Source organism: Cellvibrio zantedeschiae, assembly GCF_014652535.1.
Lineage (GTDB): Bacteria > Pseudomonadota > Gammaproteobacteria > Pseudomonadales > Cellvibrionaceae > Cellvibrio > Cellvibrio zantedeschiae.
In genome coordinates, this window is record NZ_BMYZ01000001.1 from 1,393,539 (window position 1) to 1,409,446 (window position 15,908).

The following is a 15,908-nucleotide window of genomic DNA, read 5'->3' on the forward strand; positions in this document are numbered from 1 at the left end:
CACCTCGGCTAGACTTCAGAAAAATCCCTTATTCTCTTTTCATTTTGTATTACCCACTGGAGTGTTGTTATGGCTAATTCTGTTGCCACCGTTGCGTCTCTTGAAGGTCAAGCTTGGGCCAAAAGTCCAGACGGCAAGCTTCGTCCATTGAAAGTGGGCGATACGGTAACTGCGGAAGAAGTGGTCATTACGGCAACAGGTGCTCGAATAGAGCTGGATTTTGGTGAAGGCCAGCCAGTGGTTATCGCGGGTGATCAGGAAGTTTTGATGAACCGCGATTTGTGGACTGATTTGGCTGCAGATAATAAAGATGCCGCAGTGGATGATGCATCAGTGCAAGAAGCCTTAACGGTTTTGAATAATGGTGGCGATTTAACGACAACACTGGAAGAAACCGCGGCTGGTTTGAATGGCGGTGGTTCTAGTGAAGGCCACAGCTTTGTGGAGTTGACACGCGTTGTTGAAGAGACTGATCCGAATGCGTTTAATTTCGCGGCGGCAAACCCAGCCGGTGGTGACGCAACCACAACGCAAGCAACGGCACCTTCTAACAACGCTCCTTTGGTTGTCGATGCGCAAAGCTTTACGGGTAATGAAGATACAGTGATTAGTGGCCGCGTGGTTGCGACCGATGTTGAAAACGACACTTTGACTTACAGCCTTACCGCTCAAACGGGCAACGGCATTATCGTCCTCGACCCGGCAACAGGTGATTTTACCTACACCCCCAATGCTAACTACAACGGTCCCGATAGCTTCATCATCACGGTAACAGATGATCACGGCAACTCCACAACTTCAACCGTGAATTTGACAGTTGTCGCAGTCAATGACGCACCGGTTACCAACAACCAAAATTTGACCACCGCAGAAGACACTCCGGTTTCCGGCCAAGTGGTTGCTACAGACGTAGAAGGCGATACCCTGAGCTATAGCGTTTCTACCAACGCGGCGAACGGAACTGTCACACTTAACGCGGCTACTGGTGGTTTCACCTATACCCCGAATGCGAACTACAACGGATCAGACAGTTTTGTTGTTACGGTTAACGATGGCAATGGCGGTACAACCACCAGCACAATTACCATTGGCGTAACACCGGTAAATGATGCTCCGGTCAGCAATAACCAAAACCTTACTACGGATGAAGACACTCCACTTAACGGTGCTGTGGTTGCAACTGATGTTGACGGCGATGCGCTGTCTTATTCAGTAACCACTAACGCTGCGAATGGCACTGTCACTATCAATGCTGCAACGGGTGCATTTGTTTACACCCCAAGCGCTAACTACAACGGTGCCGATAGTTTTGTGGTCACAATTGCCGACGGGCAGGGTGGTGTGACTACCAGCACCATCAATATCGGCGTAAATCCTGTTAATGATGCGCCTGACACTGGCGACCAAAACCTGACTACATTGGAAGATACACCTGTTAGTGGCCAAGTCGTTGCCACTGACGTGGAAGGCGATACTCTCAGCTATTCAGTTACAACAAACGCCGCACACGGCACAGTGACTGTGAACCCGGTGACTGGTGCGTTCGTTTATACCCCGGTCGCTAACTACAGCGGTGCCGATCAGTTTGTTGTGAGTGTTTCAGATGGCAATGGTGGCGTAAGCACTAGCGTGATCAATGTTGGTGTAACACCTGTTAATGATGCTCCGGTTACTAACAACCTGAGCTTGTCCACTGCAGAAGATACGCCGGTGTCTGGCCAAGTATTGGCTACAGACCCGGATGTTGGGGACATACTGACTTATTCGATTGCGTCCTTTGCTTCCCATGGAAATATCTCCCTCGATCCTGCCACGGGCAATTTTACCTACACACCCAGCAATAATTTCAATGGTAGTGATTCATTTGTAGTTTCCGTTGATGATGGAAAAGGTGGTGTTAGTTTCAGCGTGGTTAGTGTTGGCGTAAGCCCTACTAACGATGCCCCAGTCGCGGGTAACCAAAGCTTATCTACGGCTCAAAACACGCCGGTTAATGGTGCTATCAGCGCTACTGATCCTGATGCCGATCCTTTGTCTTACAGTGTTTCCGGAAACCCAAGTCACGGTACATTGGTACTGAATAACGCGACGGGTACCTTTACCTATACACCTTCTACCGGCTACAGCGGTAGCGATAGTTTTGTCGTGACTGTATCTGATGGTCACGGCGGTACAACCACTAGCACGGTGAATGTTGGTGTTAACTCGGTGAATTCTGCGCCAGCTGCGGTCAACGATACTGCGACGACAGTTGAAAACACTGCGATCACGGTTGCGGTGCGCAGCAACGATACTGATCCGGATGGCGATACATTAACGGTTTCTGGTGTGACTCAAGGTGCCAATGGTTCTGTGGTGATTGATGCCGTGACCGGCAACCCGATTTACACGCCAAATGCTGGCTTCACCGGTAACGACACTTTTAGTTATACGATCAATGACGGGAATGGCCATACATCAACTGCCACAGTAAGTGTGACAGTGAACGCGGCAGCTCCCGCAAATTCTGCGCCTACAGCTACTAACGATACAAGTTCAACCACACAAGATACCGCTGTGACTGTTGCGGTTCGTAGCAACGATACAGATCCGGATGGCGATACATTAACGGTTTCTGGTGTAACCCAGGGTGCTAATGGCTCTGTGGTAATTGATGGTGTAACGGGTAACCCGATTTATACCCCTAACACTGGCTTCACTGGCACCGATGTTTTCTCTTACACGGTGCGAGACCCTAGCGGCGCAACGTCAACTGCTAACGTAACTGTGACTGTAAATGCTGTGGTTCCTGGGAACTCTAAACCAGTAGCGGGGGACGATACGGTCAATGTGCTTGAAGGCGGTACGGCAAACCGACTGGATTGGGGTGGCCTTAGTGTTTTGTACAATGATACGGACGCTGAGAATGACGCACTGACTGCAGTACTGGTGACCGGCCCAGCCCACGGGACTTTGAACCTCTATTCCAATGGCACGTTTAAATATGTCCATAACAATGGTGAATCTACGACTGACAGCTTTACTTATCGTGCAGTCGATGCCTTTGGTCAGAGTAATATTGCCACAGTTAATATCAATATCACTCCGGTAAATGATGCCCCGATCTCCGTTGCAGATACCTTCTCTGTTGCTGAGGGGGGCACCCTGAATGCGGGTGGCTCTGGAGTGCTGGCCAACGATACTGATGCGGAAAACAATCCCTTAACCGCCGTTTTGGTGGCAGGTCCTGCCCATGGTGCCTTGACACTGAATGCCGACGGTACCTTCAGTTATGTGCATGACGGCAGTGAAACTACGCAAGATACCTTTACTTATCGGGCTAATGACGGCTCGGTTAACGGCAACATTGTTACAGTCACTATCAATGTAAGCCCTGTTAATGACGTACCTGTTGCTAACGATGATGTGGCCTCTGTCAACGAAAACAGCTCAGTGACAGTGGCTGTACGCGCAAACGATACAGACGCCGAGGGTGGTGCGTTGACAGTGTCTGGCGTTACCCAGGGGGCGAATGGTGCTGTGGTGATTGATGCTGTTACAGGCAACCCGATTTACACCCCTAACTCCGGTTTTTCCGGTACTGATAGCTTTACTTACACTGTACAGGACAACGCGGGAGCAACTTCAACAGCCACTGTAACTGTGACCGTGAACCCGCTGGGGAATGTGGCTCCAGTTTCTGCTCCGGATACTTATTCCGTTGCAGAAGGCGGCACTTTGAGTGTTGCTATTGGCGCTGGCGTTTTGGCAAATGATTCGGATGCAAACACTGATCCTTTAACGGCTGTTCTGGTGGCTGGCCCTACGAATGGCTCCTTGAGTCTCAATGCTGACGGCACCTTTACCTATATCCACAACGGCAGTGAAATCACCTCAGATAGCTTTACCTATAAAGCTAACGATGGTTCTGTAGACGGCAACATCGTAACCGTAACTATTAACGTGACCCCGGTAAATGATGCTCCGGTTGCTAATAGTGACACATACCTGGTTGATGAAGGCGGAACCCTCACGGTTACTGCTGCAAACGGCATACTGCTAAACGATACAGATGCAGAAGGTAATAGCCTCAATACAATTCTGGTTGCTGGCCCAGCCCACGGTACTTTGACGCTGAATGCCAATGGCACATTCACTTACGTGCATGACGGCAGTCAAACCGGCGCTGATAGTTTCACTTACAAGGCAAACGACGGTTCGGCTGACAGTAATATCGTAACTGTCAACCTCACGGTCAGTCCGCTAAATGACGTTCCTATCGCCGTAGCTGACACCTATTCAGTGGCAGAAGGCGGCACATTGAGTGTTGGTATTGGCGCTGGTGTGCTGGCAAATGACCTGGATGCTGATGGCGACGCCTTGAATGCAATCCTTGTGTCAGGCCCTGTAAATGGCTCCTTGACGCTCAATGCGGACGGTACTTTCAACTATATCCACAATGGTAGTGAAACCACTGGCGATAGCTTCTCTTATAAAGTTAACGATGGCACTGTGGATGGCAACATCGTCACCGTAAACATCAATGTGACTCCTGTAAATGATGCTCCGGTAGCTAACACTGATACATACCTTGTTGATGAAGGTGGAACCCTCACGGTTACTGCTGCGAACAACATACTGCTAAACGATACAGATGCGGAGGGTAGTACCCTCAGTTCAATTTTGGTTAATGGCCCAGCTCACGGTACCCTTACGCTGAATGCCAATGGTACTTTCACTTATGTACATGATGGCAGTGAAGGCGCATCAGACAGTTTCACCTATAAGGCAAATGACGGTACTTCCGATAGCAATACCGTTACTGTTTTCCTTACCATAAATCCGCAAAACGATGCCCCTGTGGCGGTGGATGATTCGGCGAGTGTTATCAACGGCAACTCGGTAACTGTTTCAGTGCTGACCAATGATTCTGATGCGGAAAATGATCCGCTTTCAGTGTCCGGCGTTACCCAGGGCGCTAATGGTTCAGTTGTTATTGATGCTGTTAGCGGCAACCCAATCTATACCCCTAATACTGGCTTCAGCGGTAGCGATACCTTTACCTACACGGTAATCGACGGCCACGGCGGTAGCAGCACTGCAACAGTTACAGTCAATGTACTTCCTGCGGCGGGCACATTAACGCTTTCTGCAACCTCTACCTTGACCGAAGCGGGCGGGAACATTACCTATACCGCAACACTCACTAATCCACAGTCTTCCAATTTGACTATCAATTTGGTCAATGGCGAAGTCATTACCATTACTGCGGGCCAGTTAACCGGTACTGCGACTACAGCGGTGGCTAATAGTGATGATGTGTATGTTGATCCATCCAATATCACTAATGCGATTGGCTCTACTTCTGGCGGCAACGCTGGTTTAGCGGTTAATACGTCCAATGTGAGTACCAGCATTATCGATACAGCGGATACCACAACTGTAAGCCTGAGCGCTTCTGGTACTGCAAGTGAGGGCGGTTCAATTGTTTACACCGCAACCCTGACCAATCCAGCTCAAGGTGCAGTAACCGTTAATTTGAGCAATGGTTCGTCAATCACTATTGCCAACGGTGCGACTAGCGGCAGTGTCTCTGTACTTGCGCCTACTGATGATGTCTATGTGGATGCAGGCAATGTATCGGTCACTATTAACAATGCATCTGGCGGCAACTTCGAGAATTTGGCGATTGACCCGGCACCAGCGGTAACTGCTATCACTGATACATCTGACATTACAACCCTGAGCTTGACCGGTGCTGGCTCTATAACTGAAGGTGCTTCTGGTTCTTACACATTGAGCCTGACCAACCCTGCGCAAACCGCAGTGACTGTGACTTTGAACTACAGCGGTGTAGCGGCTAACGGTACCGATATTAGCGGTTCTACTACCGTAACTATTGCAGCCAATAGCAGCTCAACCAGCTTTAATATTTCTGCCTTAACTGATGGTTTGGTAGAAGGCCCAGAGAGCTTCACGGTTTCAATTGCTTCCGCCAACGGCGGCAACTTCGAAACATTGGCTATTAGCGGTGTAGCCAATAGCGTCACCACTAACATTGTGGATGTAGATTTTGCGACTGTAAGCCTGTCAGCCACCTCAAGCCTGACAGAGGCGGGCGGTACTGTGGTTTACACCGCGACCATCAACACGGCGCCTTTGACTGATTTGACCGTAAACCTCTCCAATGGCGAGACCATTACTATTTTGGCTGGCCAAACTACGGGTACCAAATCTATTGCTGTTGCTCCAAGTGATGATGTTTATGTTGATCCGACTACTATCAGCGCAACTATTACCGGTACATCCGGTGGTGGTTTCGCGGTAAGTGTGAATCCGGCTGCTGCGGTTACCAATATCACTGATACAGCTGATACCACCACAGTTAGCTTGAGTGCATCCGCTAACGTGGCAGAAGGTGGCCTCATCACCTACACCGCAACTTTGACCAACCCGGCTCAAGGCTCAGTTACTGTTAATCTGAGCAATGGCTCAAGCATTACTATTCTTGATGGCGCGACCAGTGGAACTGTTTCAGTCGCTGCTCCGGCTGATGATGTTTATGTGAGCGGAAGTGTTTCTGCGACTATTTCCAGTGCATCTGGCGGCAACTTCGAAAACCTGGTGGTTAGCTCGATTCCCGCTGTGACGACGGTTACTGATGATGGAGACATTACTACCCTTAGTTTGAGCGCTTCTGGTACAGCAGCTGAAGGCGGCTCAATTGTTTACACCGCAACCCTGACCAATCCGGCGCAGGGTGCTGTAACCGTTAATTTGAGCAACGGTTCGTCAATCACTATTCTCAACGGTGCGACGAGCGGCAGTGTCTCTGTGCTTGCGCCTTCTGATGATGTCTATGTGGATGCGGGTAATGTATCGGTCACCATCAACAGTGCAACTGGCGGCAACTTCGAGAATCTGGCGATTGACCCAGCGCCAGCGATAACTGCTATCACTGATACGCCGGACACCACAACTCTGAGCTTGACCGGTGCGGGTTCTATTACCGAAGGTGCTTCTGGTTCTTATACATTGAGCCTAACCAACCCTGCGCAAACCGCAGTGACTGTGACCTTGAACTACAGCGGTGTAGCGGCTAACGGTACCGATATTAGCGGCTCAACCACCGTAACCATCGCGGCTAACAGCAGCTCAACCAGCTTTAACATTTCGGCTTTGACCGATGGTTTGGTGGAAGGCCCAGAGAGCTTAACGGTTTCAATTGCTTCTGCAACTGGCGGCAACTTCGAAACACTGGCGATTAGCGGTGTGGCCAACAGCGTCACCACCAACATTGTGGATGTAGATTTTGCGACTGTAAGCCTGTCAGCGACCTCAAGCCTGACAGAGGCGGGCGGTACTGTGGTTTACACCGCGACCATCAACACGGCGCCTTTAACGGACTTGACGGTAAACCTCTCCAATGGCGAGACCATTACTATTTTGGCTGGCCAAACTACGGGTACCAAATCTGTTACGGTTGCCCCAAGTGATGATGTTTATGCGGATCCGACCACCATCAGCGCAACTATTACCGGTACATCCGGCGGCGGCTTCACTGTGGTTGCTAATCCTGCCGCAGCTGTAACCAACATTGTTGATACTAACGATACAACCAATGTGACCCTGTCTGCGCCAGCAACGGCAATAGAGGGTGGTTCTATCCTGTACACGGCTACCTTGAGCAATCCTGCGCAAGGTACAGTCACTATCGGCTTGAGCAATGGCTCGTCTATTACCATCCTTGACGGTGCAACCAGTGGCTCAGTATCGGTTAATGCACCAACTGATGATGTCTATCTGGATGCTGGTTCATTATCCGTTACTCTGCAAACTATCAGCGGCGGCAATTTTGAAAATGCCGTTCTTGATATAACGCCTGCAGTCACTAACATCACAGATACGAGCGATATCACCGGTTTGAGCTTGGCTGCAACCGCTACAGTGAATGAGGGCGGTTCAATTACTTATACAGCTACTTTGACCAACCCGGCGCAAGGTGCAGTAACGGTTAACTTGAGCAATGGTTCTTCGATCACCATTTTAAATGGCGCAACTACGGGTACTGTTACTGTGGCTGCTCCTGGTGAAGATGCCAATGTGGATGCAGGCTCCGTATCGGCGCATATCCTCAATGCAAGCGGTGGTAATTTTGAAACCCTCTCCGTGGATTCAACACCGGCTGTTACGACTGTAAATGATACCCTTGATATCACTACCCTGAGCCTTTCTGCACCTGTCTCAGCGGCTGAAGGTGGCTTGATCACTTATACAGCTACCTTGACCAATCCAACGCAAGGCGCTTTGACGATCACATTAAGCAATGGTGCTTCAATTACTATTTTGGACGGCGCGACCACAGGTTCGACATCCGTTGCAGCGCCAACCGATGATGTCTACGTAGATACCAGCTCGGTTTCTGCAACTATCTCCAATGTAGTGGGGGGTAATTTTGAGAGTTTGGTAACCAGCCCGGTAGCGGCGGTAACCACAATTACCGATACCTCGGATACTACAACCCTCAGCCTGACGGGTGCAGCGTCTTTATCTGAAGGTTCACTCGCTATTTATACTCTGAGCTTGACTCACCCTGCGCAAACCGCAGTTACCGTCAACCTGACTTACTCGGGTGTTGCAGCGAACGGCACAGATATTAGTGGCGTAACCACAGTGACTATCCCTGCGAATGGCAGCTCAGCGACCTTTGATATTTCTGCTTTGACCGATGGTTTGGTTGAAGGCACAGAAAGCTTCACTGTTTCTATAGGTTCAGTAACCGGCGGCAACTTCGAAAACCTGGTTGTTAGCGGCTCTGCCAATAGCGTGACTACAAACCTGTTAGATGCTGATGTAGCAACCGTAAGCCTGTCAGCAACCTCCTCATTAACAGAGGCGGGCGGCACTATCACTTACACTGCCACTATTACATCGGCACCCGTGAGTAACCTGCAAGTAAATTTATCGAACGGTTCAACTATCACTATCCTTGCTGGCCAAACGTCAGGCAGTACGGCTGTTGTGATAGCAGGTAGTGATGATGTGTATGTTGACCCGAGCAGCGTCAGTGCAACCATTTCTGGTACATCAGGTGGTGGCATTAATCTTGCGATTAACCCAACTCCGGCTGTAACGGCGATTGTTGATACTCTTGATACTACAACGGTTACTTTGGGGGCTGCGAGCAGTGTTGCGGAAGGTGGTTCGATCGTTTATAGCGCAACCCTTAGCAATGCAGTAACGGGCTCGCCTTTAGTGATTCACCTCGATAACGGCGTTGATATCAATATTCCGGTGGGCTCTACCTCCGGTAATAGTGTTCCGGTCCCGGTTCGTAGCGATGATAACTATGCTCAAGGTAACCAATCTATTGTGGTTGGCATTTCCGGCACTAGTGGAGGAAATTATGAGTCGTTGGATACCAGCAGCACTGCAACAACTATTGTTTCTGACGATACAGATGTTACGACTGTAACTCTAAATGCCGTGGCGAACGTCTCTGAGGGCGGTAGCATCGTATACACCGCAAGTGTTAACAACGCGGTCACAGGTTCGCCCTTAGTAATTCATTTAAATAACGGTGTGAACATTAGTATTCCGGTTGGCGCGACTAGCGCAAACAGCCTTGCAGTACCTGTTCGCGCTGACGACTTCAATGCGCAGGGTGATCAATCAATAGTTGTGGCTATTACGAATACTAGCGGTGGAAATTACGAAGCTTTAAATACTTCAAGCACTGTGACAACCCTAGTCAGTGATGACGGCGATGTGACCACTGTAAGTTTAGTTGCTGCTAACAACGTGGTTGAAGGTGGCTCAATCGTTTATACCGCAAATCTTAACCACCCTGTGGCTGGCACGCCTTTAGTCATCCATTTAAGTAACGGTGTGGATATCAATATTCCTGTGGGATCCTCGTCCGGCACCAGTGCTCCAGTGCCGGTACGTGTAGATGATGTTCAAGCTCAAGGTGATCAATCTTTGGTGGTAGGCGTTACCAGTACTAGTGGAGGAAATTATGAGTCGTTGGATATCAGCAGCACTGCAACAACTATTGTTTCTGACGATGCAGATATAACGACAGTAACGCTTTCAGCCGCCGCGAGTGTCACCGAAGGTGGGTCTATCCTATACACAGCTACTGTTAACGCTGCTGTCAGTGGCACGCCTTTGGTCATCCACTTAAGCAACGGGACAGATATTACCATTCCTGTTGGGGATACAACGGCCACTAGCGCTGCAGTTCCAGTACGTATTGATGATGTATATGCGCAGGGTGATCAATCACTTAGCGTGAGTATCTCAAGTACTACAGGAGGTTTGTATGAAGCATTGGATATAACAAGTACAGTCAACACGGTGGTTAAAGATGATGCAGATATTACAACTGTAAGTCTTTCCGCACCTGCAAGCGTTGCTGAAGGTGGTTCAGTTCTGTACACCGCAACCTTATCAAGCCCGGCTAAAGGCACGGTTACCGTTAATTTGAGCAATAACTCAGTTATTACGATTGTTGACGGCGCTACTACAGGAACAGTGTCGGTTGCTGCCCCTACCGACGATTTCTATATTGATGCAAGTACTTTAACTACAACGATCACCTCTGCAGTTGGTGCAGGTTTTGAGGTTCTTGCACTGAACCCTGCTGCTGCGGTAACCAATATTACGGATACCATTGGTGTCACAACCCTAAGTCTTAGCGGTGCAGCCTCCGTCAAAGAGGGGAGCTCAGGTAGCTATACATTAAGCCTGGATCACCCGACCCAAACTGCCATGACCGTAAACCTGACCTATTCAGGTACTGCGGCTAATGGAGCTGATTATAATGGTGCAACAAGCGTAACCATTCCAGCAGGCAGTAGCAGCGCGAGCTTCAATATTTCTGCATTGACTGATGCCCTAACGGAAGGCAACGAAAACTTCACAGTGACCATCGGCTCAACGACGGGTGGTGGTTTTGAGAGTCTGGTTGTTAACAGTACTGCGAATAGCGTGACTACGACTGTTTTGGATAATCGCGCTCCAGTTGCTGTTAATGACCCAGCGGTGGATTCTGTGACCAGCAAAGGTCTTGTGTCTGAATACTATTCTTATTTTGAGGGTCCGGATGGAGGGAACGTAACAACCTTGGCCCAAATTAATACCTTTATCGCAAGTCATGGGCCAGATGCTACTTTTGTTGCCACCAAATTCGATTACGGAACTACCACCGCAATTTCCAACAACCTGGGGTACGGTACTAATTTACAAACCTTCCTGGGTGCGGATGCTGCATCCTTAAGTAATGATCCAGGAACCTCGAGCGACGCAATTATCCGTATGTTTGGTTCTGTTGAGCTGGCAGCAGGTACATATAATTTCAAGGTTTATGCAGATGACGGCTATCAAATCAAAGTTGATGGCGTCATTGTTGCCCAAGTAAATGCTATCCAATCGCCAACGGGAACTGTACATACTCAATTTACTGTCGGAACTAGCGGTCAGCATTCGATCGAGATTCTATATTGGGATCAGGGTGGGCAGGCAGTCTTTAAAGCGGAATTGAGCAATAACAACGGTGTTACTTACAATTTGCTTTCATCTGTGCCTACGACGCATACCGGCATGCATACCATGAACGAGGACACCCAATGGAGCGTACCAGTTAGCCAGTTATTGGCAAATGATACGGATGCAGATGGTGATACTCTGAGTATAGTTAGCGTACAAGGCGCTCAAAACGGGACGGTCCAATTGAGCGGTGGAAATGTAATCTTCACACCGACAGCTAATTATAATGGTCCTGCCAGTTATACATACACTATTAGCGATGGAAATGGAGGGACCAGTACCGCAACAGTTGCTATAGATGTATTAGCCGTGAATGACAATCCTGTGGCTGGAAGAGATTCCCTTATTGCATCAACAGATACCACGCTTACAGTGGCCCCTTCAATTTTACTGACGAATGATTCGGATATTGAAAACACCAGTAGTTTGTCTGTTCTCAATGTTTTCGGCGGGGTTAACGGTACCGCAAGTCTCTCCAATGGAAGTCTTGTGTTCACACCGACGTCTGGATTCAATGGTATCGCAAGCTTCAGCTATACGCTTTCTGATGGCCACAATGGCACATCAACTGGCAGTGTCAATGTGGAGGTTGCAAACGTAACGGGAACCTCAGGCAATAACAATTCATTAAATGGTAACCTTACAACAGGCAATACCATTGCCGGTTTGGCAGGGAATGATAAGTTAACCGGTAATGTTGGTAATGATCTGCTCGACGGTGGTTCGGGCAATGATACGCTGACAGGCGGTGCCGGTGCTGATACCTTCGTGTGGCATTTTGCCGACAGAGGCACAACTTCCACTCCTGCTAATGATGTTATTACAGACTTCACTACGGGAGCGGGGGGGGACAAATTAGATCTTCGTGATTTATTACAAAATGAATCAAGTGGAAATCTGACTAACTATTTACATTTCACAAGTGATGGCACAAACACAACTATTGCCATCAGCAGTACTGGAGCTTTCAATGGCTCAAACTATGCTACAGCTACGGATCAAACGATTGTGTTAAATACGGTTAATTTGACCGGTGGTGATACAGCGATAATTAATTTGTTAAAAACAAACAATAATTTAATTACCGATTAACGAATGTAAAATCTCAGGGATGAGATTAGTAGACTCAGGTTACTCTATGTATATAAAACGCAATCAAGACGGTGCAATTATCGCGATCAGCCAAATTGCAGCGGAAGATGTCAGTGAATTTGTTAATGATGATTCCAGTGAATTGCACTTATATTTGCAATCCTTAAAACCATCACAGATGGCCACGCTTGAACAATCAGATCAGGCGATGGCGCGGGTGCTTGAAGACGTCATTAATTTGTTGGTCGATCAAGGTACAATTCGCTTCACTGATTTACCGGAAGCTGCGCAGACTAAATTGTTATCGCGTAGAGAATTACGTGGCCAGCGACAAGGAATGAATTTGCTTGATGACGGCGATGATTTAAAAATTTGAATAGTTTTAAATATTGTAAAAATAAAGGCGCTTGAAAAAGCGCCTTTATTTTTTGTATTAAATTCCAGGGCCCGTAAATCCGTCTATATCAAGTTGAATTAACTTTTCTTTTTCAGCTGAAGAACGAACCCCTTCAGCAATCATTACTATTCCCAGAGAGTGCCCAATTTTGCACAAACCTGACAAGAAATTTTGATTGCCAGAATTTGTTTCAATATCACGAATAATTGCGCCATCAATTTTCAAATAATGTAAGCCTATATCTTGCAGCTCGCGAATTTTGGTGAATTCCAGACCGACATGCTCAAGCCCAATATGGCACCCTAAGGCGCGCAAAGAATTGGTAAAACTGCGTAGCTCCGCCATATGGCGCAAGGCACAAGACTCTGGAAACTCCAACCACAAATTGTGTGTTTTATTTAGCGATTGATTTAACAGCGCAAGCGCTTGCTCGCGAAATTCTGCATTGCAAAGCGAATCTGCCGAAATATTAATAGCGATTGCAGATTCTTTATTGATGCTGGACAGCGCCGTCTTTATTACCTCCAAATCGATAGCAGGCATCATGCCGAGGCGTGCTGCCCACGGCATAAAATAACCTGCAGGTTGCCAGTCATCATCGAGTAATAATCGAACTGGAGCTTCGTTGTGCAGCGTGATGCCAGCAGGGGTGCGTACGGCAAAATGTGCGAGCTGTAATTTTTTGTGTTGCAAGGCCTGGGTGATGGCATCACGCCAATCGCTCAGGTTGCGATGAATGCTTGGCAAACTGTTGGTGTCGAGAACAATAAGTGCGCGGTTGCCTTTAAGTTCTGCCTGAGCCAACGCACCATCCAGTTTATGCATTAATTCATTGCGCTTTTCGCCGCTAACGTAAGTGCAAACTGCAATTGGCAGCTGAATTGTGCGTAAATCTTTGTCGCTGAGTTGCGCATTCAGCTGCTCTGAAAGCTCAGCTCCAACAGATTCAGCAGATGGATTGCTGGAAATTACCAGCATAAAATCGCTACCATTCAAACGTCCTGCATGACTGCCTGGGTAGCGTGTAATAAACTGATGTAGCACTCCAGCAATTTGTAAAAGTGCGTGGTCTGCCGCTGCGCGGCCAAGGTGATTATTCAACTCCGCCAGATTTAAAAAACGCACCACCGCAATCACGCCCGAACTGTCGCTGTCATCGCGAGTTAATTTACTTTCCAATAAATTAAGAAAATGGTTGCGGTTGGGTAGCTCTGTTAGAGCATCCAGCTGCGATTCGCGGCGCAGTTTTTCCAATTGTTTGGTTTCCTTTTCAAGCATGGCTTTTACGCTTTGCGAAAGCGCATTCATGGCGCGAACCAAACGTTGGAATTCTGTTGTTTTGGGTTCGTCAGATGTAACGAAGCGGCGTTGGCCTATAGCTTCTGCTTGGTTGATCACTGTATTTAAAGGACTAGAAATAAATTTCAAAATAATGGTGCCAACTATGCCGCTTAATATAGCTGCCACAACAAACCAGGTCAGTAACTGTGAGGTGCTATGCCATAGCGCTTGCCATGCATAACGGGAATGGCTTTTTACAGTAAGCGTTCCAAATTGTTGCCAGCCATCTTGTATCTGTGCGATTCCTGGCTCTGCATCAAAATTCACTAAACGCGTAAACCAATTAGGAACACTTGCTGAGTCTTTAATGTTTTTATTTTCTTCGTAACGGCGCGCAACCAAAATTTTCTTTTGAGGATCTGCCAAGGTTATGTATTCGTAATGCCCCGTATCAAACTGGGCGCTAATTAATAACTCCAAGGTGACAGGATCTTTTTCCATTTGGGACATGGATAGCGCAAGCGATGTTGCGTTATCCATATTTTTTACGCGCAACTGTTCTTCCAAATAATGTTGGGCAGATAAAATGCTAATAATAAAACTTCCGCCCAAGGCCAGTAGCAGCAATACAATAATGCCAATCCACAGTTGTTTAATTAACGACATAATTGCTTCTCTTAAAATGAGTGCTTCTCTTTAATAAGAGCTTCATTAAAAGCCCTCTTGTTTCATACGGTCAAGCACGTCCCGCCAACGGGAGAGGCGTGCAGTCGGATCAATTTGCGGTTGGGCTTGATTGCCAACCCATAAACCATCGCTGTTAAAACTAAATACGGGATGTAAATCGCTACGTTTGTCGGCCCTATCGGTATCAGAAACTAAACTGTCTAAAATAAGTGGAATCGAATTGGGTTGTTCATAATAACCAAGCACCATGTGAGCTTGAAATATTTTACTGGAGCTTCCGCCAATCTGTGCTTTTACATAGATAAGGCGCAAGTGTTCAACAGAAACACCTAATTGTATAAGGGTGAAATATTTTGCGATTGTGTAATCCTCACAATCGCCGGCACCGCTGCCCAAAGTCTCTAGCGGTGTCGCCCAATAATCACTCGCTTTCCAGTGGACAATATCATCAACGAATTGAGTGTTTTTATTGAAATAATCGTTCACCGCTTTGATTTTTTCTTGCGTAGATTTATTTTGGTTGTTTTCGATTAACAAATTCCAAGTATGGAATTTAGCAATTCCCGCTACACCAAAACGGGTTTGCATGGTGTTTTCTAATTTGTTGATGTTAAGTGCGGCAGAACAAAGCATGCCATACATGAATGTCGCCACGAGCAGATACCCGCGCAAATGGCGTATCCAAAGGGAGCCTGGAAAACCGGAGTTCTCCAATGCAAATGGCGAGCGGCGCGGTGAAATCAATGTGGAATTACTAACCTGAATAAACGATGCCTTGAGTATAGCCAAGTCTGGAACTTATGGGCGAAAAGTGCGTCAGCTTAAATTCACAAAATACTAAGGGTATGCCTACAGAGGTTTGATCAAAAAGTGACTCGATTCATAGTTTGCGGATGAAGGTGCGACAGGTGCAACAAAACCT

4 protein-coding genes are annotated in these 15,908 nt (G+C 47.7%); 2 read left to right on the plus strand and 2 right to left on the minus strand.

Annotated features, from left to right (window positions below; genetic code table 11):
* The first annotated feature begins 69 nt into the window (after nucleotides 1–69).
* Nucleotides 70–12,621 (plus strand): retention module-containing protein, encoded by a 12,552-nt coding sequence (locus IE104_RS06170; RefSeq protein ID WP_189416760.1) that lies wholly within the window; start codon nucleotides 70–72, stop codon nucleotides 12,619–12,621.
* A 46-nt stretch (nucleotides 12,622–12,667) separates the two neighbouring features.
* Nucleotides 12,668–12,997, plus strand: coding sequence for a hypothetical protein (locus IE104_RS06175; RefSeq protein ID WP_189416761.1), 330 nt, complete (start codon nucleotides 12,668–12,670; stop codon nucleotides 12,995–12,997).
* A 57-nt stretch (nucleotides 12,998–13,054) separates the two neighbouring features.
* Here IE104_RS06175 and IE104_RS06180 read toward each other — a convergent pair whose 3' ends face one another.
* Both IE104_RS06180 and IE104_RS06185 read right to left on the minus strand, forming a co-directional pair.
* On the minus strand, nucleotides 13,055–14,965 hold the full coding sequence (locus IE104_RS06180; protein WP_189416763.1) for a bifunctional diguanylate cyclase/phosphodiesterase: 1,911 nt from the start codon (nucleotides 14,963–14,965) through the stop codon (nucleotides 13,055–13,057).
* A 45-nt stretch (nucleotides 14,966–15,010) separates the two neighbouring features.
* Nucleotides 15,011–15,640, minus strand: a complete 630-nt coding sequence (locus IE104_RS06185) for a transglutaminase-like cysteine peptidase (RefSeq protein WP_229837644.1) — start codon at nucleotides 15,638–15,640, stop codon at nucleotides 15,011–15,013.
* Nucleotides 15,641–15,908: the final 268 nt, after the last annotated feature.

Coding starts and splice junctions, on each gene's coding strand:
- IE104_RS06180 (WP_189416763.1), bottom strand. CDS start 14,965: ATGTCGTTAATTAAACAACTGTGGATTGGCATTATTGTATTGCTGCTA.
- IE104_RS06170 (WP_189416760.1), top strand. CDS start 70: ATGGCTAATTCTGTTGCCACCGTTGCGTCTCTTGAAGGTCAAGCTTGG.
- IE104_RS06175 (WP_189416761.1), top strand. CDS start 12,668: ATGTATATAAAACGCAATCAAGACGGTGCAATTATCGCGATCAGCCAA.